18 protein-coding genes are annotated in these 17,668 nt (G+C 69.5%); 8 read left to right on the top strand and 10 right to left on the bottom strand.

Annotated elements, in window-relative coordinates:
- Positions 1 to 11: 11 nt before the first annotated feature.
- From HYV14_15665 to HYV14_15675, 3 genes are all read right to left on the bottom strand, one after another.
- Positions 12 to 1,403 (bottom strand): FAD-dependent oxidoreductase, encoded by a 1,392-nt coding sequence (locus HYV14_15665; protein ID MBI2387426.1) that lies wholly within the window; start codon positions 1,401 to 1,403, stop codon positions 12 to 14.
- 12 nt (positions 1,404 to 1,415) lie between these two features.
- Positions 1,416 to 3,143 carry an NAD-dependent malic enzyme gene (locus HYV14_15670; protein ID MBI2387427.1) on the bottom strand — a complete coding sequence of 576 codons (1,728 nt, stop codon included), beginning with the start codon at positions 3,141 to 3,143 and terminating at the stop codon, positions 1,416 to 1,418.
- Positions 3,144 to 3,374: 231 nt separating this feature from the next.
- Positions 3,375 to 4,838 (bottom strand): NADP-dependent isocitrate dehydrogenase, encoded by a 1,464-nt coding sequence (locus HYV14_15675; GenBank protein MBI2387428.1) that lies wholly within the window; start codon positions 4,836 to 4,838, stop codon positions 3,375 to 3,377.
- A gap of 39 nt (positions 4,839 to 4,877) precedes the next feature.
- Between HYV14_15675 and HYV14_15680 the strand changes: the two genes are divergently transcribed.
- Positions 4,878 to 6,125, top strand: a complete 1,248-nt coding sequence (locus HYV14_15680) for an AmpG family muropeptide MFS transporter (protein MBI2387429.1) — start codon at positions 4,878 to 4,880, stop codon at positions 6,123 to 6,125.
- On the opposite strand, the gene HYV14_15685 is transcribed toward HYV14_15680, so the two are convergent.
- The 4 genes from HYV14_15685 to HYV14_15700 are packed head-to-tail and all read right to left on the bottom strand — an operon-like array spanning position 6,126 to position 8,485.
- Positions 6,126 to 6,995 carry a hypothetical protein gene (locus HYV14_15685; GenBank protein ID MBI2387430.1) on the bottom strand — a complete coding sequence of 290 codons (870 nt, stop codon included), beginning with the start codon at positions 6,993 to 6,995 and terminating at the stop codon, positions 6,126 to 6,128.
- Complete coding sequence (locus HYV14_15690) at positions 6,992 to 7,420, bottom strand: biopolymer transporter ExbD (GenBank protein ID MBI2387431.1); 429 nt, start codon at positions 7,418 to 7,420, stop codon at positions 6,992 to 6,994. The genes HYV14_15685 and HYV14_15690 overlap by 4 nt, the downstream gene beginning before the upstream one ends.
- Positions 7,420 to 7,875: a biopolymer transporter ExbD gene (locus tag HYV14_15695; GenBank protein ID MBI2387432.1), complete on the bottom strand. Its 456-nt coding sequence runs from the start codon at positions 7,873 to 7,875 to the stop codon at positions 7,420 to 7,422. The genes HYV14_15690 and HYV14_15695 overlap by 1 nt, the downstream gene beginning before the upstream one ends.
- Positions 7,853 to 8,485 (bottom strand): MotA/TolQ/ExbB proton channel family protein, encoded by a 633-nt coding sequence (locus HYV14_15700; GenBank protein MBI2387433.1) that lies wholly within the window; start codon positions 8,483 to 8,485, stop codon positions 7,853 to 7,855. The genes HYV14_15695 and HYV14_15700 overlap by 23 nt, the downstream gene beginning before the upstream one ends.
- Before the next feature lie 128 nt (positions 8,486 to 8,613).
- Here HYV14_15700 and HYV14_15705 point away from each other — a divergent pair, with 128 nt between their 5' ends.
- Positions 8,614 to 9,033, top strand: a complete 420-nt coding sequence (locus HYV14_15705; protein ID MBI2387434.1) for a hypothetical protein — start codon at positions 8,614 to 8,616, stop codon at positions 9,031 to 9,033.
- Between the two features lie 74 nt (positions 9,034 to 9,107).
- On the opposite strand, the gene HYV14_15710 is transcribed toward HYV14_15705, so the two are convergent.
- From HYV14_15710 to HYV14_15720, 3 genes are all read right to left on the bottom strand, one after another.
- Entirely contained in the window at positions 9,108 to 11,492 is a 2,385-nt protein-coding gene (locus HYV14_15710) for a tetratricopeptide repeat protein (protein MBI2387435.1), read from the bottom strand.
- A 90-nt stretch (positions 11,493 to 11,582) separates the two neighbouring features.
- Positions 11,583 to 12,134, bottom strand: coding sequence for a hypothetical protein (locus HYV14_15715; protein ID MBI2387436.1), 552 nt, complete (start codon positions 12,132 to 12,134; stop codon positions 11,583 to 11,585).
- A 122-nt stretch (positions 12,135 to 12,256) separates the two neighbouring features.
- The gene (locus tag HYV14_15720) at positions 12,257 to 13,678 is read right to left on the bottom strand and encodes a TonB family protein (protein MBI2387437.1); all 1,422 of its coding nucleotides are present in this window, start codon (positions 13,676 to 13,678) and stop codon (positions 12,257 to 12,259) included.
- Positions 13,679 to 13,798: 120 nt separating this feature from the next.
- Between HYV14_15720 and HYV14_15725 the strand changes: the two genes are divergently transcribed.
- From HYV14_15725 to HYV14_15750, 6 genes are read left to right on the top strand one after another with little or no spacing between them, the layout of a single operon-like run.
- Complete coding sequence (locus tag HYV14_15725) at positions 13,799 to 14,902, top strand: hypothetical protein (protein ID MBI2387438.1); 1,104 nt, start codon at positions 13,799 to 13,801, stop codon at positions 14,900 to 14,902.
- Complete coding sequence (locus HYV14_15730; GenBank protein MBI2387439.1) at positions 14,899 to 15,525, top strand: DUF4178 domain-containing protein; 627 nt, start codon at positions 14,899 to 14,901, stop codon at positions 15,523 to 15,525. The genes HYV14_15725 and HYV14_15730 overlap by 4 nt, the downstream gene beginning before the upstream one ends.
- Positions 15,522 to 15,905, top strand: a complete 384-nt coding sequence (locus HYV14_15735) for a DUF4178 domain-containing protein (GenBank protein ID MBI2387440.1) — start codon at positions 15,522 to 15,524, stop codon at positions 15,903 to 15,905. Before HYV14_15730 ends, HYV14_15735 begins: the two co-directional genes overlap by 4 nt.
- On the top strand, positions 15,898 to 17,268 hold the full coding sequence (locus HYV14_15740) for a DUF4178 domain-containing protein (GenBank protein MBI2387441.1): 1,371 nt from the start codon (positions 15,898 to 15,900) through the stop codon (positions 17,266 to 17,268). The genes HYV14_15735 and HYV14_15740 overlap by 8 nt, the downstream gene beginning before the upstream one ends.
- A complete protein-coding gene (locus HYV14_15745) occupies positions 17,265 to 17,447 on the top strand; it encodes a hypothetical protein (protein ID MBI2387442.1) in 183 nt (60 codons plus the stop codon). The genes HYV14_15740 and HYV14_15745 overlap by 4 nt, the downstream gene beginning before the upstream one ends.
- On the top strand, positions 17,447 to 17,665 hold the full coding sequence (locus HYV14_15750) for a DUF350 domain-containing protein (GenBank protein ID MBI2387443.1): 219 nt from the start codon (positions 17,447 to 17,449) through the stop codon (positions 17,663 to 17,665). Before HYV14_15745 ends, HYV14_15750 begins: the two co-directional genes overlap by 1 nt.
- The last annotated feature ends 3 nt before the right edge of the window (positions 17,666 to 17,668 follow it).

A 17,668-nucleotide genomic window follows, 5' to 3' on the forward strand; every position in this document is an offset into this window, starting at 1 on the left:
TTCGTTCGCCGTCAGGCGGCGACGCTCAGCGCCGCGACCATGTCCTCGATCTTGGTGAACTTCTCCCGGATCTTGCCCTGCGCGGCGCCGCGGCTGCGCTCCAGCTCGTCGATCTTCTTCCACTGCTGGTAATTGACGACCGACACGCCGCGGGACGACAGCAGCTTGACCGCGGATTCCGGCGCGACGTCGACGGGCCCGGAGGGCAGCTTGCCGTCCTTCAGGTCCGCGAGCATCGACTGCACGGTCAGCACCGAGTCCGCGCGGTTGGTCCCGATGAGGCCCGACGGGCCCCGCTTGGCCCAGCCCACGACGTACTCCCCCGGCAGGTGGGCGCCGGCGACGACGACCCGGCCGTCCGCGTGCGGGATGTGGCCCGACTTCTCGTCGAACGCCACCCCGGGGATCGGGATGCCGCGGTAGCCGACGGAGCGCAGGATCAGGCCGGCGGGGATCGTCTCGTACTCCTTGATCCCCACGCACTTGGCGCCGCCCTTGCCGTCGTCGACGAGCTTGTTCTTCTCTAGCTTGACGGCCTTGATCCTGCCGTCCTCGCCGATGAGCTCGACGGGAGAGACGCAGTAGCGCAGGCGGATCTTGCGGGCCTGCGCGCCCTCGCCCTTCTTGGCGTGCTCCTGGACGTAGGCGACCTTCTTCTTGTCGTTGGCGTCGGCGGTGTCGAGCCGGGAGACCTCGGTGACGACCGCCTCCTCGGGCTTGATGACGAGGTCGCAGCCCTCGAGCTTGCCGAACTCCTCGATCTCGACGGGCGAGTACGCGGCTTCCGCGGGCCCGCGGCGTCCGAGCAGCCACACGGTCTTGACCTTGCTCTTGCGCAGGGCCTCGAGCGCGTAGTCCGCGATGTCGGTCTTGGCGAGCCTCTCGGGATCGCAGGCCAGCAGCCGGGTCACGTCCATCGCGACGTTGCCGATGCCGACGACCGCGACGTCCTCGCAGGACAGGTCGAAGGTCCGGTGGCGGTGGTCCGGATGGCCGTTGTACCAGCCCACGAACTCCGTCGCCGAGAAGGAGCCGCCCAGCTCCTCGCCCGGTATGCCCATCTTCCGGTCGCTCTCGCAGCCGACCGCGTAGACGATCTGGTCGTAGCGCGCGCGCAGGTCCTCGATCTTGACGTCGGTCCCCAGGCGCACGCCTCCGAAGAAGCGCAGGCGCGGGTCCATCGCGACCTTCTCGTAGACGGCGGTCACGGACTTGATCTTCTGATGGTCCGGGGCCACGCCTCCGCGCACCAGCCCGAACGGGGTGGGCAGGCGGTCATAGAGGTCCACGCGGACCGTCAGGCCGGGGGCTTTGAGGAGCGCCTCGGCGGCGTAGAAGCCGGAGGGACCGGCGCCGATGACGGCGACGCACAGGGGTCGTTGAGGGGTGCCGACAGTGCTCATGTTTTTCTCCATTCAGACGTATTCCTTGTATTCGGGCTGATACTGCATATCGAGGATGGTCTTGCGCAGGTCCTTCGGGCGCGGCATGGTCGCCAGGCCGCGCTCGTAGCACACCTCGGCGACGGCCTCGGCGATGCGGGCCGAGATCTCGCGGATCTTGGTCAGAGGCGGGAACAGGGCCCCCTGCTTGAGGTCCTCCTCGGTGACGAGCTTCGCCAGCGCGCGCGCCGCCTCGGCGAACATCTCGTCGGTGACGCGCTTGGAGCCGACCGCCACCACGCCCAGGCCGACGCCGGGGAAGATGTACGCGTTGTTGCCCTGGCCGGGGACGAAGGTCTGCCCCTTGTAGACGTACGTGGGGAAGGGGCTGCCGCTGCAGAAGATCGCCCGGCCGTCGGAGAAGCCGTACGCCTGCTCCGCCGAGCACTCCGCGTTGGCGGTCGGGTTGGAGAGCGCGAAGATCAGCGGGCGCTTGTTGAGCTTCGCCATCTCCTCGATGATCTCCTTCGTGAACTGCTGGGCCTGGCCCGAGACGCCGATGAGCGCCGTGGGCTTGACCGCCTTGACCGCGTCGAGCAAAGTCGGCACCGGCCCGAAGTCGTGCTTGTGGGCGTACGGCAGCTTGTGGTGCTGCAGGTCGGCGCGGCTGGAGTCGACGAGGGACTTCGAGTCCATGAACCAGCAGCGCGCCATCGCCTCCTTCTTGCTGAGGCCCTCGGCCATCATCGCGCCGACGACGAGGTCGCCGATGCCGATGGCCGCCTCTCCGGCGCCGTGGAACAGGATCTTCTCGTCGGTGAGCTTGCGCCCGGTGATGCGCAGCGACGAATACAGGCCCGCCAAGGTGACCGACGCGGTCCCCTGGATGTCGTCGTTGAAGGTGCAGATCTCGTCGCGGTACTTCTCGAGCAGGCGGAACGCGTTGTGGTTGGCGAAGTCCTCGAACTGCAGCAGGGCCTTCGGGAAGACCTCCTGAACGGCCATCACGAACTCGTGCACGAGGTCGTCGTACTCCTTGCCCTCGATGCGCTTCTCGGGCAGGCCCAGGTACAGCGGATCGGCGAGCAAGGCCGGGTTGTTCGTGCCGACGTCGAGCGTGATCGGAAGGGTCTGGCCGGGCGGGATGCCGCCGCAGGCCGTGTACAGGGCGAGCTTCCCGACGGGGATGCCCATGCCGCTGGCGCCGAGGTCGCCGAGGCCGAGGATGCGCTGGCCGTCGGTGACGACGATGACGCGCACGTCCTGGCGCGGCCAGTTGCGCAGCACCTCTTTGATGCGGCCCTTCTCGTACTTCGTGATGAACAGCCCGCGCGAGCGCCGGAAGAGGTGGGCGTACAGCTGGCAGCCCTTGCCGACGGTCGGGGTGTAGATCAGCGGCATGATCTCCTCGATGTTGTCGGTGACGACGCGGTAGTACAAGGTCTCGTTGCGGTCGAGCAGCGAGAGCATGTCGACGTACTTCTCGAGGTCGGTGACGCGCTTGCGCACGTTGGCGATGACGCGCGTCGCCTGTCCCTTCAGCGTGGAGACTCGGGGCGGGAGGAGGCCGAGCAGGCCGAGCTTCTGTCGCTCCTTGTAGGTGAACGCCGTCCCCTTGTTGTACAGCGGGTCGTGCAGCAGATCGATCCCGGTGCGGCCCGGGTGGTGGGAGGTGTCGGCTTTCGCGGACTGGCTCGGAACGAAGCCGTTCGCGTGAGAGGGGACCGGCGGGGACGCGCGCTTCTGGGATTTAGTGGTCACGGCCTTTCTTACGCAACGGATTGGCCATGGCCCTCCCCCCGTCGTCACAAGGGGGTCACAAAAAATATATTAAGAATCAGCCTAAATTTTAACGGAAGAACCACAAAGACACAAAGTCACGAAGAACGGAAACGGATGAGGAGTTAACGGCATGCGGCCTTTGCCGTTAACTTTCTATCCGGTTATCTTCGTGACTTTGTGTCTTTGTGGTTGGTCCATTCGTCGCCGCCGTCAGTCCTCGCCCTGGTCCTTAGTGAAGGCGGGCTGGTCGTCGTACTTGAACAGCTTCTCGACGTGGACCCAGAGGACCTGGGTGCCCACGCGCTGGAGCAGTTCGGCGATGTCCTTGTCGTCCAAGGTCTCGCCGTGCGTCGAGACCTTGAACCGGAGCCGCGCGCAGTCCACGGGGTCGGACTCGATGTCGTGGGTGTTCGGGTAGACCTTCGTGCCGCGGCTCGAGATCTGGGCGAGGCGCACGGGCAGGCCGGTCAGGACCTTCTCGATCGAGGGGCCGAGCACGGCCGGCTCGATCGCGGTCGCCACGAAGATGTCGACGCCCATGGGCCGCGTGTCCTTGGCGGTCACCATGACGGCGTCACGGGTGACCTTGGGCATCTTGATGCGCTGGTACTCGCGGCGCGGGAACGACTTGGGCGCGGAGCCGAGGTTCCTGATCACCTCGGCGGTGAACGCCTTCGTGCCGGCGGGCTCGCGGCCGCCGCCGGCCATGTCGGCGGTCAACACTTTCCCGTCCTCGAGCGTGACCAGCAAAGCGTTCTCGACGTCGTCGGCGGCCTTCATCTCTCCGAGGTGGCGCAGCATCAGCACCGAGCTGTGCAGGAGCGCCGTGGGGTTGGCCATGTCCTTGCCCGCGATCTGCGGCGCGGAGCCGTGGACCGCCTCGAAAATAGAAGCTCCATCACCCAGATTCGCCGACGGGGCGAAGCCGAGGCCACCGATCAGGGCCGAGGCCAGGTCGGAGAGGATGTCGCCGTTCATGTTCGTCATCACGAGCACGTCGAACTGCTCGGGGCGCATGACGAGCTGATGGGCGCAGTTGTCGACGATCTGGTGCTCGGCGTGTATTTCCGGATAGTCTTTTGAAACGTCCTCGAACACGCGCTTGAACAGGCCTTCGGTGAACTTGAGGATGTTCGCCTTGGTCGCGCACGTGACCTTCTTGCGGTGTTCGGCCCTGGCCAATTCGAACGCCAGACGGATTATTTTTTCCGAGCCTTTCCGCGTGATGATCTTCAGGCCCTGCGCGACCCCGGGGGTCTGCATGTACTCGATTCCCGCGTAGAGATCCTCGACATTCTCTCTCACGACCACGAAATCGATGCCGCGGCCCGAGTAGGGCGTGCGGATGCCGGGCAGCTCGCGCACCGGCCGGATGTTGCCGTAGGTCTCGAAGAACTTGCGGAGCGTCACGTTGGCGCTCTTCTCGCCGAAGCCGACCGGCGTCTCGAGCGGGCCCTTGAGGGCGCAGCGCGTGCGGCGGATGGACTCGACGGTGTCGGGGAGCACGCCGGAGGCGACGCCGTTCTTGAAGACCCGGGCGCCGGCGTGGCGGACCTCCCAGGTGATGGGCACTTCGGCGGCGGCGAGGACGGCCTGGACGGCGGCGACGACTTCGGGGCCGATGCCGTCTCCGGGGATGAGGGTGATCGAGTGAGAGGAGCTTTTGTGGGACATTATTTTCCTATTTTACCAAATTCAGTTATATACTGCGTCATGGACCGGCTCGACGGGCTTCGCGTCTTCGCCTCGCGCAAGATGGCCGCCATCGGCCTCCTCGGCTTCGCCGGCGGGCTGCCTTTGTTCCTGACGAGCAGGACTTTGCAGGCCTGGATGACCGCGGAGAAGGTGGACCTGACCACGATCGGCCTGTTCAGCCTCGTCGGCCTCCCCTATTCGACGAAGTTCCTGTGGTCGCCGTTCGTGGACCGCTACTGCCCCCCCTTCCTCGGCCGCCGCCGCGGCTGGCTGGCGATCTCGCAGGCCGCCCTGGCGCTGGCCATCGCCGCGCTCGCCTTCGGCGACCCGCGCACGGCCGTCCTCGCGTTCGCGTTCACCGCGCTCGGCGTCGCCTTCCTCTCCGCGACGCAGGACATCGCCATCGACGCGTACCGCGTCGACGTGCTGGAGACCCGCGAGATGGGCGCCGGCACGGCGATCTACGTCGTCGGCTACCGCGCGGCTTTGCTCATCACCGGCTCGGCGGCCCTGATCCTCGCCGACCGCATGACCTGGAACGCGGTGTACCTCGTGATGGCGGGCCTGATGCTCCTCGGCCTGGCGGCGACGGTCTGGTCCCCCGAGCCTCCGCCCGTGGACAGGCTCCCGGAGACGATGACCGAGGCGATCGTCGAGCCCTTCCGCGACTTCTTCGCCCGCTCCGCCTGGCGCGCCGCCGTCATCCTCGTCTTCATCACCCTCTACCGCCTCGCCGACTCCATGGCCGGGAACATGGCCACGCCCTTCCTCCTCAAGTCCGGCTTCTCCCAGACCGACGTGGGCGCGATCCAGGGCGGGGTCGGCTTGCTCGCGACCATCGTCGGCGCGCTGTGCGGCGGCGGGGCGATCAGCCGCCTCGGCATCAACCGCTGCCTGTGGGTGTTCGGCGTGCTGCAGCTCGCCAGCAACATCGGCTATTACATCCTCTCCCTCGACCCGCGCTACCCCGTCATGGTGGCCGTCATCATCGTGGAGAACTTCTGCGCCGGGCTCGTCGTCGCGGGCTTCGGGGCCTTCTTCATGAGCCTGTGCAGCCCGCGCTTCTCGGCGACGCAGTACGCGCTGATGACGAGCCTGATGGCCTTCAGCCGCGACGTGCTGGTGGCCCCCGCGGGCAAGATCGCGGAGGCGACGGGCTGGCCGACGTTCTTCCTCCTCACGATCGCGGCGGGCGTGCCGGCGATGCTGCTGCTTCCCGTGTTCGCGCCCTGGAACTCGCCCATGCCTTACGGCGCGCGGCGGTAGCTACTCGACGCGCAGAGCGGGGCCCTTGGAGGGCGGCAGGAAGGCCGACACGGCCTCGCCGCGCGTCGCGGGCATCAGGCCGACGACGACGCGCTCGGGCGCCACCAGCAGCGCCTTGGCCAGGCGGCGGCGGAGCGCCTTCGCGCGGGCCTGCGTGACCTTGCCGCGGACGTCCTTCGCGGCGAGCTCGAGCTTGTAGTCGCCGTCGGCGCGCGGCTCGCCCAGGCGCAGGCGGCTGGCGAAGGCGTCGATCCAGGCGCCGGACTCCTTCGTGAAGTCGGCCTTGCCGTCCTCGAAGAGGAGCGCGGCGTCGGCCTCGAGGCGCGTCTCGCCCGCGTACTCGCGGCGCGTGAACGACTTGAGCGGCACTGGGTCGCTCTCGACGACGAACGCCCGCCCCGCCCGCCGCCCCGTGAAGCGGTAATGGTACGCGCGCCCGGCGACGACGGCCAGTCGCCCGTCGGGCCCGCCCCCGTCCCAGTCGATCTTCTCGTTGAGCATGCCCACGCCGTCGGACTTCCAGACGATGTCCCCCTCGTTGTCGAGGACCTCGAAGCTCCACTCGTCGTACACCGCGACGATGTTGGCCGGCGACAGCGCCAGGAACGGCGGCTCGGGGAAGGGGCGCTGGAAGCGCGCCACGTCGCCGCCGGCGCGGATGCGCGCGGCCGCCGGGGCCGAGGCGCCGCGTCCGAGCGACAGCGAGCGCAGGACCTCGTCGATGACGGGCTTGGACGCGGTCGGCGGCGACACCTGGACTCCCGCCGAGCCCGAAGCCCGGGCCTTGATCGTCATGTCCTGCGAGAGCTCCGACTTGGACGGGGCGCTCCAGGCGGGAAGCGCGATCAGCAGCAGGAGCGCGGCGCTCATCTCTTCGCCGGCTCCGTCGCCAGCGCGATCTGCGCGGCTCCCGCGGACTTGGCGACGCCGATCAGGCGCTGGACGGTCCGGTAGGGCACGGACTTGTCCGCGCGGATCAGGACGATCGAGCCGTTCTTCTTGTCCACCTCGCGGCGCAGGTCGGCGGCGACGGTGTCCCAGGAGGAGCCGGCGGCGCGGACGGACAACGTACCATCAACGGCATACGTCAAAGCGATGGTGAGCTCCTGGTTGGGCAGCGCCGAAGCGGGCGGCAGAGCGACGGGGAGCGTCGGATAGGCGAGCAGCGGCGCGGTCACGAACAAAATGACGAGCAGCACGAGGCTGATGTCGATGACCGGGATGATGTTCACCTCGGTGACGGGCTCGGGCTCCGGCGAGTTGGCCCGCATCCGCAGCAGCGCGTACTTGGCCATCAGCGCGCCTCCGGGTCGACGACCTGCACGAGGGCGACCGTGCCCCCCGCGGCCTGCACCGCCTCGAGGGCGGCGATGACCTGGCCGTGCGCGACCTCGAGCTCCGGCGAGACGAACACCTTGCGGTCGGTGCGCACGGAGAGCTTGAGCTTGAGGAACTCGGTGAGCTCGGAGCCGGTGGCCATGAGCCGGCCGTCCATCACGAAGCCGAGCGCGGTGACGCCGAGCACGACGACGGCCTCGGGCTCGCGCATGGTCAGCAGCTCGACCTGGGTCGGCAGGGCGGCCTCGGCCTTCGCGGCGGCGGCCTGCACCTTGAGCATGGACTGGGCCGCCATCGGCGAGAGCACGAGCAGGATGATCAGGAGCACGAGCGAGACGTCGGCCAGGGGCACGACGTTGACGTCGGAGATTGGCGCCGCCTCGTCGTCCTTATGAAACGGGCTTCCCGCCATGGTCCTCCAGCAGCTGCGCCATCTCCAGGACCCACAGGTCGGCGGTGTTCAGGCGGTGGCGCGCCGTGAGCGTGAAGTAGTTGTAGAACAGGGCCGCGACGACGGCCAGGCCGATGCCGAAGGCCGTGGCGACGAGCGCCTCGGAGATGCCGGCCGCGACGACGGCGGGCCCGCCCGCCCCGGCGGCGGACAGGTCGTGGAAGGCGCGCATGATGCCGAGCACCGTGCCCATCAGCCCGATCAGCGGCGAGATGAAGCTCGCCGTGCCGAACAGGCCGACGCGGCGGTTGAGCCCCAGGCTCAGGCGCTGGCGGTAGAGCTGGAACGCCTCGACGAGCTTCTCCGTGTTCGACGTCTCGAGCGCGATCAGGCGGGCGATGGCCTCGCCCATCAAGGTCGTGTCGCGGCGGGCGATGGCGATGGCTCCGGCCTTGTCCCCCGCCTCGAGGCGGTCGCGCACCCGCTCCCACATCGCGGTCGGCATCTTTTGAGCGAACCAGTAAGAGTAGATCCGCTCCAGGGCCTGCGCGAAGATCGCCAAAGACAGCACCAGCAAAATCGGCATCGCGATGCTGATCTTCAGCATCTCCACAAAGGTCATTCCGCTCATGGTCGCAAGTATAGCGGAGGGGCGCGGACCTGACAAGCCCGGTCCTGTTAAGGAATAGGCCTTCCGCGGGGCCCCGCGTAGGCCCGACGGCCCCCGACGCAAGGCGCCCGGCGGGCTATCCTATGGCCATGAAGATCACCGCCCTCGCCGTCGCGCTCCTGACAGCGGCCTCCGCCCTCCCCCTGCGCGCCCAAGTGAACGCGGCGCCCCAGCCGGCGCCCGTCGAGAAGCCCAAGCCCTCCTGCCCCTGCGACAGCTCGAATTTCAAGCCCCTCACCGACAAGGCCCGCGCCGTCGAGGCCTACTGGGACGCGCGCCGCTCCTACCGCTCCGCCCGCACCATCGCCGGCACCGCGGCGCTGTTCGCCATGTTCTCCCGCAACGGCGGCCTCATGAACGAGGCCCAGAACACCTTGTCCGACGCCTCGTCCAGGCTCTTCTCCGCCCGCGCCAAGGCCGAGCAGCTCGGCGCCCTCAAGGTCACCGGCGACGACCTCGACGGCGCCATCGAGATCAAGCTCCGGAAAGGCGTCGACTACACCCTGTAAACGGTGTCAGGCTCGCAAATTCGTCAAAATCCGGAGTGCCCGGGAATTCAACGAATTTGCGAGCCTGACACCGACTACCTCACAAGGGATTTGTCGCTGGAGAGGGACTGGAGGCGCTTGCGGGCGGTTTCGAAGGTCTGGGAGCCGCGCTCGGCGCGCTTGATCACCTCGGCGTAGAGCGGCGCGGCGGACTGGGGCTTGTCCTCGAGCTCGAGCATCAGCCCCAAGCGAAGGAGCCCTGACAATCGCGCGGCGTCGTCCTTGGGCGAGAGGGCGCGCAGGCGCTCGTAGGCGTTCTTGGCTTCCTTGATCCTCTTGCGCCGCTCCTGGAGACGGCCGAGCGCGTACAGGGCTTTCATGCGCTCGTTGGTCCCCGTCGCGCGGGCGTAGGCGTCGGCGGCGCCGGACAGGTCGCCGCGGTCCTCGCGCAGCTTCGCGATCTGCGCCCAGGCCCAGGACGCCTTCTCGTGCCTCGGGAACTTCGTCGTGAAGCCGACCCAGGCCTTCTCGGTGTCGCGCTCCTTGCCGGCCTTGGCGAGCGCGAGCGCGCGGTTGTAGGCGGCGTCGGCGGCCTCGGCGCCGGTCCCCCCGACCTTGGCGTAGGCGGCCGCCGCGCCCGCGGCGTCGCCCTCCTCGTAGAGCATCGCGCCCAGGGCCATCGCGGCGTCCTGCGCGCGCGGGTGCTTGGGGTGCACGGCCATGAACTTGCGGTACGCGCCCGCGGCGTCCTCGGTGCGGTGGAGCTGGCGCAGGGACTCGGCGCGGTAGTAGCGCGCGTCGCCGATGTTCGCGGCGTGCGGATTATCTTCTATGTGGCGCCGAAAAAGCTGTTCCGCCGAGTCCCAATCTTCTTTCTTATAGGCCTTCGCCGCGAGATCCCATCTGATCTGGGACGCCAGCTGATGGTTCGGATACCGCGCGACGAGGCCGGGCAGATCCGGGTCTTCCTTGTCGTTCTGCCAGGTGGCGACGAGGAGCAGGCCCTCGACCGCCTTCGTCTTCGGCCCGGGCTGCGCGCCCTCGAGATATCTCTTGTACAGCGGGATCGCCTCGGCCCAGCGCTTCTTGTTGTAGTGGACCTGCGCCATCAGCAGCAGCGCCTCGCGGTCGGCGTCCTGGGCCTCGGAGGCGCGGCCCATCTTCTGGTAATGGCCGAGCGCCTTCTTGGACCGCCCGAGGTCCGTGTAGAGCTGGCCGAGCTGAAGGTGCGCGTCGGCGGCGTAGGCCGAGCCGGGGTGGCGCGAGGCGAGGTCCTCGAACACCTCGGCGGCCTCCTCCGGGCGCTCGAGCTTCTTGAGGCACAGGCCGCGCTGGTACAGCGCCTGCGCGCGCAGCGGGCTGTCGGGGAAGCTCCCGGTGAAATTCTGATAAGCCCGCTCGGCTTCGCCGAGCTTCTTGGACCTCAGCAGCAGGTTCGCCTCCGACAGGGCCGTCGACTCGCGCAGCTCGACGAGGCCCCACTTCGCGGCCTCGTCGCCGGCGCGCTTGAGCGCGTCTCGCGCGCGGTCGGTCCGGCCCTTGCGGTCCCAGTCCGCGGCGATCGCGGCGAGCGCGTACGCCTTCACCGGCGAGTCCTGCCCCGAGGCGGACACCGCGCGGTAATGCTCGGCGGCGTCTTCCTTGCGCCCCATGCGGTCCTCGGCGGCGGCGCGCCAGACCTGGGCGAGCGCGAGCCAGCGGTCGGAGACGGCGGCCGCGTCGGCCTCCGGGATCATCTTGAGCGTCGCCTCGTCGAGCCCGAGCGAGGCCAGCGCCGCGCCGATGAGATGCAGGGCCTTGTACTTCAGGGCGGGGTTCGAGCCCGCGCCCAGCGGCTTCAGGAAGCGCACGGCCCTCGCGGCCTCGCCGCGGCGCAGGTGCAGGGCGCCCGCGGCGAGGTCGACCTCGGGGTTCTCGGGGCGCGACGGGTAGCGGCGGTGGAAGTCGTAGGCCTCGGCGAGGGCTGCCTCGGCGCGGCCCTCGTCGATCGCGGCGCGCAATCTCCCCAGCGCCTCCTCGGCGGAGGAGGAGGCCATGGCCGGGACGTAGGGCTCGTCGGCCTCCGCCGGGGCCGAGGCGTTATTGTCGGGGAGCGCGGTCAGCAGGTTGCGGCCCTTCTGCGCCCACTCCGTGTCGGGATAGCGCTGGATGAGGATCTCGAGGTTGCGCCGCGCCTCGCCGTACTCGCCCTTGGACAGCGAGATCTCGGCGCTGCGGTAATGGCTTTGCGCGGCGATCTCCCCTTTCGGGCCGCGGACCTTGGTGCCGAGGTCGAGGGACTTCTGGAAGGTCTTCTGAGCCCCGCGCACGTCGCCGCCCTGGAGCTGGAGCTCGCCCATGACGGCCTGGGCCTCCATGTTCATCGAGTTCCAGCCGTCGCGCGAGGGCGCGTCGTCGGTCGGCTTATATTTAGGAGAAGCGGCCCGCGCCGCCGAGGCGGCCAGGCAAAAGGCGAAGACGACGCTCGCGGAGCGCCTCATGAGGTGAAGTGTAGGGGCCCCCCCTGTAAAAGTCAATCGCCCGCCTGTTGCGAGGCGGGCGATGGCGCCGGGAGCCGGGACGTTCGCTCGTTAGAAGTAGCGATTAAAAGGCAGCTCGAGCTCGCGCTGGGACGGCTTGCGTCCGTCGAACAGCTGGCCGGGCTTGATCTCGTTGAGGAGCTGGTTGACCGCCCCGGCGGGCGACAGGGGCTGCGGGCCGGGGTCGTTGGGCACCAAGGCGGCCGCGGGCTCGTCGCCCTTGTCATCGAGCAGGCTCCAGTTCAGGATGAAGGGCTCTTCGACGGCGCTGGGCGCGGGACGCCGCGCGGAGGCCAAAGCGGCGGGCGTCGGCAGGGGCAGGGGCGAGGGCACGCCGGGCAGGCGCGCGGGCCCGATCGCGGGCGCGGGGTACACGGGCAAGGAGGCCGGCGTGATGACGGTCACAATCACGGGGATCGCCTCGGGCTTGATGGTCGGGAGCGCGATGACCGCGTCGACCGAGGGCAGGATCATGGGGACGACCGGGCGGCTGGGGAGGACCACCGGGGCGATGTTGCCGAGCGTGGTGGGCAGCTTGTAGACGACCTGAGCGTGGGCCGAAGCCGCGAGTCCGAGGACGAGAGCGAGGGTTTTGAAGTGCATGGCGACATGGTAGCCCGGACCGGCGGCCCCCGACGAGGAGGGAGGTCAACGCCGCGCATTGACTTGAATCATGGGCCCTTCGGGTAAGCGAAAACAGAAAAAAACGGAATGCCTGTCACCGATCAGGAGGTGAAGCGGAAGGTGACGCGGCCCCAGACCTCGGCGGCGCCGGACTTGGCGGCGACGGGCTGGAAGCGCCAGCGGGCGAGGGCCTTGAGGGCGCGCGTGTCGATGTCGGGGAAGCCCGAGGTCTTCGAGATCACGGCGCCGGGCTTCACCGAGCCGTCGGGCAGGACCTGGAAGCGGACGGTGACGGTCAGGTCGAGGTTGCGGGTCGCGACCCAGTCCGGGCTCGTGGGCGCCACGCGCGCGAGGATGCGGCGGTCGCCGACCGGGCCGTCGACCGAGAAGGACACGCCTCCGCCCTCGGGGCCGACGCCGCCGCCGCGCGCCTTGGAGTCGAGGAGGTCGGCGCCGCCGCTGCCGGCTTTGTCTCCGGGGTCGGTGGACTCGGCCAGGGCCGCGGCCGCGCCGGCCTTGCGCGCGCCGGCGAGCTCGGCCTCGCCCCCGCCTTTTCCCCCGCCCTCGCCGGAGTCGGACTCGCCGAAGGCGCCGCCGTCCCCGCCCTTGCCCGCGACGGGGCCTCCCGCGGCGGGGCGGCCCTTGCGGGCCGAGCCGCGGCCACTATTAACGTTGGAGGCGTCAGCCGACAACGCTTCGTCGGGGTCGGCCATCGTCGCGAGCGCCGATGAGAGCTCGGCGCGCTTGGCGGCCTTGGCCGCCTTGGCCTCGGCGGCGAGCCGCCTCCGCTCGGCGAGCGCGGCGGCGCGCGCCTCGGCGGCCTGCCTCGCGGCCTCCGCGCGGCGCTCGGCCTCGGCGCGGGCGATCGCGGCGCGGCGCTCGCGCTCGGCGGCCTGCTGGGCCGCGAAGCGGTCTCGCTCCGCCTTGGCCTCCGCCGCCCTCTCGGCGGCGATGCGCCTCTTCTCGGCCGCGAGCTCGATGGCGGCGGCCTTCGCGGCGGCCGCCTTCTCCGCCTCCACGGCGCGGGCGGCGCGGTCGCGCTCGGCGCGCAGGCGCTTCGATTCGGCCTGCGCCTCGCGCGCGAACCTCACGGCCTGCGCGTCCGCCTTGGGCCCGGCCAGCGGGCGGGGTTTGGGCGCGGCCTTCGCTTTGTGCACGGTCGTGCCGGGCTTGTTCACCTTGGACTTGACCGCGGCCGGCTTCTTCACCGGCTTGGGCTTGGGCGGCGGGTCGACCGCGCCGCGCTGGACCTTCTCGCGCTCGAACTCGCCCGGTCCGTGCTTCGGCGGCAGGTTGGAGCCGTCGCCGCCCGGGCTCAGCTCGGGGGCCATCACCGGCTGGACGATGGGCGGCAGCGGTATGTCGGCGACGAATTCGATGGGGACGGCCTTTTCCGGCGCCTTGAGCCCGCCCCACTCGATGACGGGGTTGAAGGTCAGCAAGGCGCCGTGCGCGATGACGGCCGCGAGGTAGAACGGCGCCTCGTGGAACCAGTCGGGCTCGATGTGCTCACGCCATGACATTCTCTCGAAGGATAGCCTGCCGCGCCTTGGGGCGCAAGGCTTCGGCTGTTTCCGGAAACAGTCGAAGACGACTCGCGCCGGCGCGAGTTCCTTCCGGGCTGAATCCGATATAATCGCGTCGTGGACCAAACGCGGAAGTGGCTGCACTCCCCCGCCTTCGACCTCGGCTGGTTCGCGGGGCCGCCGCTGCTGGCCGCGCTCGCCGTGCTGCTGATCCCCGCGCTGCGCGCGGCCGAGACCCCGGCCTGGGGCTGGCTCGTCTTCGTCGTCTTCATCGACGTGGGACACGTGTACGCGACCTTGTACCGCACCTACCTCGATCCGGTCGAGTTCCCCCGCCGGCGCGCGCTGTACGTGCTCCTGCCGCTGGCCTGCTGGCTCGGCGGGGCTCTTCTGTACCGGCTGTCGGCGTTGGCCTTCTGGCGCGCGCTCGCTTACCTGGCCGTCTACCACTTCGTGCGGCAGCAGTACGGCTTCATGCGCGCGTACTCGCGCCTCGAGGGACGCAAGGAGCCCTGGGAGGCGCGGCTGGAGGCCGCGGCGATCTACGCGACCATGCTCTATCCGCTCGTGTATTGGCACGCCGACCCCGCGCGGAAGTTCTGGTGGTTCGTGCAGGGCGACTTCGTGAGCCTGAACCGGCTCGCGGGCCCGTGGGCGGGCGGGCTGTACGCCGCGGTGCTCGGCGCCTTCTTCGGCCGCCAGCTCGCGCGGCGCAAGGTCGGCCTCGAGGTCCATCCCGGAAAGGTCGCCGTGATCGCGTCCACCGCCGTCGCCTGGTACGTCGGCATCGTCGCGACGAACTCCGACTTCGGCTTCACGATCACGAACGTCGTCTCCCACGGCGTTCCTTATTACGCCTTGGTCTGGCTGTACGGGAACCGGTCGTGGAAGGACGGGAGCTGGCGCGAGACCTGGCACAAGCCGGCGTATCTTTTCCTCTTCGTCGGACTGCTCCTGGCCGTCGGCTACGCCGAGGAGGGCGTGTGGGACGTCCTCGTGTGGAAGGAGCACGCGGAGGTCTACTTCGGCGCGGCGGCGGACTGGGCGCCGTCCGGCGCGCTCGCGGCGCTGCTCATCCCCCTGCTCGCGCTGCCCCAGGCGACGCACTACCTCCTCGACGCCTGGCTGTGGCGCTTCGACGGCTCGAATCCGGGCCTGCGCGAGAAGATTCTCGGCTTGACCGAGGGAGTCCCAAGCGCGATAATCCCTGTAACCCGATGATCGAGCGCAAGTGCCCCGCCTGCGGCGCGATGGTCCCCTTCCGCGCCTCGATCAGCCTCCTGGCGGTGTGCCCGTTCTGCCGCAGCCTCGTCCAGCGCAAGGACCTCGACCTCGAGAAGCTCGGCGAATCCGCCCAGCTGCAGCCCGACGGCTCCCCGGTCCTGGTCGGCTCCCGCGGGAGCTACCGCGGCGCCGCGTTCGAGGTCGTCGGCCGGATGCAGCTCCAGACGCCCCGCGGCTTCTGGAACGAGTGGTGCCTGATGTTCGCCGACGGCCGCCAGGGCTGGCTCGGGGAGGCGCAGGGCACCTACGCGGTGAGCTTCGAAGCCGAAGCCGCCGTCCCCGCGCTCGCGGACCTCGCGGTGGACGCGCGGGTCGAGATCCAAGGAAAGGCCTACCAGGTCCGCGAGATCGTCGAGGCCAAGTACCTCGCCGCCCAGGGCGAGCTGCCCTTCAAGCCGCCGCTGGGTGAGACCGCCCCCTCCGCCGATCTGATCGGCGAGGACGGCGCGTTCGGCACGCTCGACTACTCGGAATCGCCGGCCGTCGCGTTCGCCGGGGAATACCAGAGCTTCGAGGCCCTCTCCTTCACCGGGCTCAAGCAGATCGAGGGCTGGTCATGAGCGCGCGCTTCGACTGCCCCGCCTGCGGCGGTCCGCTGACCTTGCGCGCCGAGGGAGTCAGCGAGAGCCTCGCCTGCCCGCACTGCGCGGCCGTGCTCGACGCGAAGGATCCCCGCCATCAGGTGCTCGCGAAGTACCGCTCCAAGCTCGGGGTCACGCCGAAGATCCCCCTCGGCACGCGCGGCACTCTGCGCGGCGACCAGCTCGAGGTCATCGGCTTCCAGCGTCGGGCCGTGCGCTATTCGGGCGTGATCTACTCCTGGGACGAGTACCTGCTCTGGAACCCGTACAAGGGCTTCCGCTGGATGACGGAGTCGAACGGGCACTGGCTCCTGCTGAAGACCGTCGAGACCAAGCCGAAGGAAAGCCCCGGTGGCTGAGGACATGAAGTGCCCGAAGTGCCAGGCTCCGCTCGAGGCGGTCGAGATCGCCTCCGGCGTCGTCGCGCGCGCCTGCACGGGCTGCTCGGGCGTGCTGTACGAGGCGGACGACATCGCCGTGCCGCTGAGGCTGATCGGCCCGCGGCCCGCGCGCTTCGATTGCCCGCGCTGCCGGCGGCCGATGGAGACCGCCGACGCCTACGACGGCCAGATCGAGGTGGACCGCTGCCTCGCGTGCGCCGCGCTCTGGTTCGACGCCGGCGAGATCATGATCCTGCGCAAGCTGTCGGGCGTCGAGAACATCGCGGGCAAGAAGGGCGCCGAGCCTCCGCGGCCCGCGGCCGGGCCTGCCGCCGCCGCCGCGCCGGCGGCCGTTCCGGTCCCGCCGCTGCCCGAGGTCAAGGTCAAGGAAGGGAAGGTCCCGGTGCCGCCGGAGATGGAGGGCGCGCAGAACCGCGACGCCGAGCGCTCCCCCACCGTCGAGCTCGACGGCCGCCTGTACCGGCACTTCCAGTCCAGCATCCCGGTGACCACCGCCGTGCTCGGCGAGTTCCCGTGGGTCGCCAAGGTGGGCGACGCCGCGCGCTCTCGCGACTTCATCGCCCCGCCCTACCTCCTGTCCCAGGAGGTCACCGCGACGGAGTCGGTGTGGACCGCCGGCGAGTACGTCGAGCCCGAGGAGGTGTGGGCCGCGTTCTCCATGCCGGGCGCTCCGCCGGCAAAGATCGGCGTCGCCCCCGCCCAGCCGAACCCGTGGGCCGGGGAGATGCCCTCGGTCTGGCGGATCTTCGGCCTCGCCGCGGCGCTGTGCGTCGGCGTCTTCGTCCTCGTCGAGGCGACCGCGTCCAAGGTCAAGGTGTACGAGGGCGGCTTCGACTTCTCGGCCGCCGACGCCGAGCGGTCGCGCGTCGGCGAGGTGTTCGAGGCGGCGGGCCGTACCTCTAACCTCGAGATCACGGTGGACACGAACCTCGATCAGCATTGGTCGTACGTGAGCATGGCGCTGATCGACGCCGACACCGACCAGGCCCTCGACTTCGGACGCGAGCTCTCTTATTACCACGGCTCCGACGACGGCGAGTCCTGGAGCGAGGGCGGCCCCCGCGAGACCTTCTACGTGCCGCGCGTCCCGCCGGGACGCTACTACCTGCGCGTCGAGCCGGAGACGGACGCGCCGCAGTTGAGCCTGCGGGTCTCCGTGAGGCGCGACGTGCCCCTCAAGCGCCTGCCGCTGATCGCGCTGGCGCTGCTCGTCCTGCCCGCGGTGTGGGCGGGCATGCGCCACGACTCGTTCGAGAACACGCGCTGGATGGAAAGCGACCACCCGCGCACGTCCTCGGACGACGAGGAGGACGACGAATGAGCCGCTGGTACCGCTGGTACGCGCTCGCCGTCGCCGCCGCCTGCTCCTGGGCGCTCTGGACCGGGTGGTGGATGACGCCCGTCGAGCGGCTGACGGGCGTGCCGAAATCCGTCCGCGACAACCCCGGCTCCTACCGGGCCCATTATTCCGGCTATCGTCGATACTTCGGAGGCAAGTGATGAAGAGCATACTGGACGTGCAGCACCTCGCCGGCGCGGTGATCTACTCGGGTCTCGGCGCGGCGGTCTTCTTCGGCTGGTTCGTGATCTTCGACAAGCTCACGCCGTACGACCTGTGGCAGGAGATCGTGGTCAAGCAGAACCGGGCGCTGGCGACCGTCATGGCCGGGCTCTCGATCGCGATGGGCCTGATCATCGCGGCCTCCATGATCGGCTGACGC

It is taken from the genome of Elusimicrobiota bacterium, from assembly GCA_016182905.1.
Lineage (GTDB): Bacteria > Elusimicrobiota > Elusimicrobia > UBA1565 > UBA9628 > GWA2-66-18.

Coding starts and splice junctions, on each gene's coding strand:
- HYV14_15665 (MBI2387426.1), bottom strand. CDS start 1,403: ATGAGCACTGTCGGCACCCCTCAACGACCCCTGTGCGTCGCCGTCATC.
- HYV14_15675 (MBI2387428.1), bottom strand. CDS start 4,838: ATGTCCCACAAAAGCTCCTCTCACTCGATCACCCTCATCCCCGGAGAC.
- HYV14_15680 (MBI2387429.1), top strand. CDS start 4,878: ATGGACCGGCTCGACGGGCTTCGCGTCTTCGCCTCGCGCAAGATGGCC.
- HYV14_15685 (MBI2387430.1), bottom strand. CDS start 6,995: ATGAGCGCCGCGCTCCTGCTGCTGATCGCGCTTCCCGCCTGGAGCGCC.
- HYV14_15690 (MBI2387431.1), bottom strand. CDS start 7,420: ATGGCCAAGTACGCGCTGCTGCGGATGCGGGCCAACTCGCCGGAGCCC.
- HYV14_15695 (MBI2387432.1), bottom strand. CDS start 7,875: ATGGCGGGAAGCCCGTTTCATAAGGACGACGAGGCGGCGCCAATCTCC.
- HYV14_15700 (MBI2387433.1), bottom strand. CDS start 8,485: ATGAGCGGAATGACCTTTGTGGAGATGCTGAAGATCAGCATCGCGATG.
- HYV14_15705 (MBI2387434.1), top strand. CDS start 8,614: ATGAAGATCACCGCCCTCGCCGTCGCGCTCCTGACAGCGGCCTCCGCC.
- HYV14_15710 (MBI2387435.1), bottom strand. CDS start 11,492: ATGAGGCGCTCCGCGAGCGTCGTCTTCGCCTTTTGCCTGGCCGCCTCG.
- HYV14_15715 (MBI2387436.1), bottom strand. CDS start 12,134: ATGCACTTCAAAACCCTCGCTCTCGTCCTCGGACTCGCGGCTTCGGCC.
- HYV14_15720 (MBI2387437.1), bottom strand. CDS start 13,678: ATGTCATGGCGTGAGCACATCGAGCCCGACTGGTTCCACGAGGCGCCG.
- HYV14_15730 (MBI2387439.1), top strand. CDS start 14,899: ATGATCGAGCGCAAGTGCCCCGCCTGCGGCGCGATGGTCCCCTTCCGC.
- HYV14_15735 (MBI2387440.1), top strand. CDS start 15,522: ATGAGCGCGCGCTTCGACTGCCCCGCCTGCGGCGGTCCGCTGACCTTG.
- HYV14_15745 (MBI2387442.1), top strand. CDS start 17,265: ATGAGCCGCTGGTACCGCTGGTACGCGCTCGCCGTCGCCGCCGCCTGC.
- HYV14_15750 (MBI2387443.1), top strand. CDS start 17,447: ATGAAGAGCATACTGGACGTGCAGCACCTCGCCGGCGCGGTGATCTAC.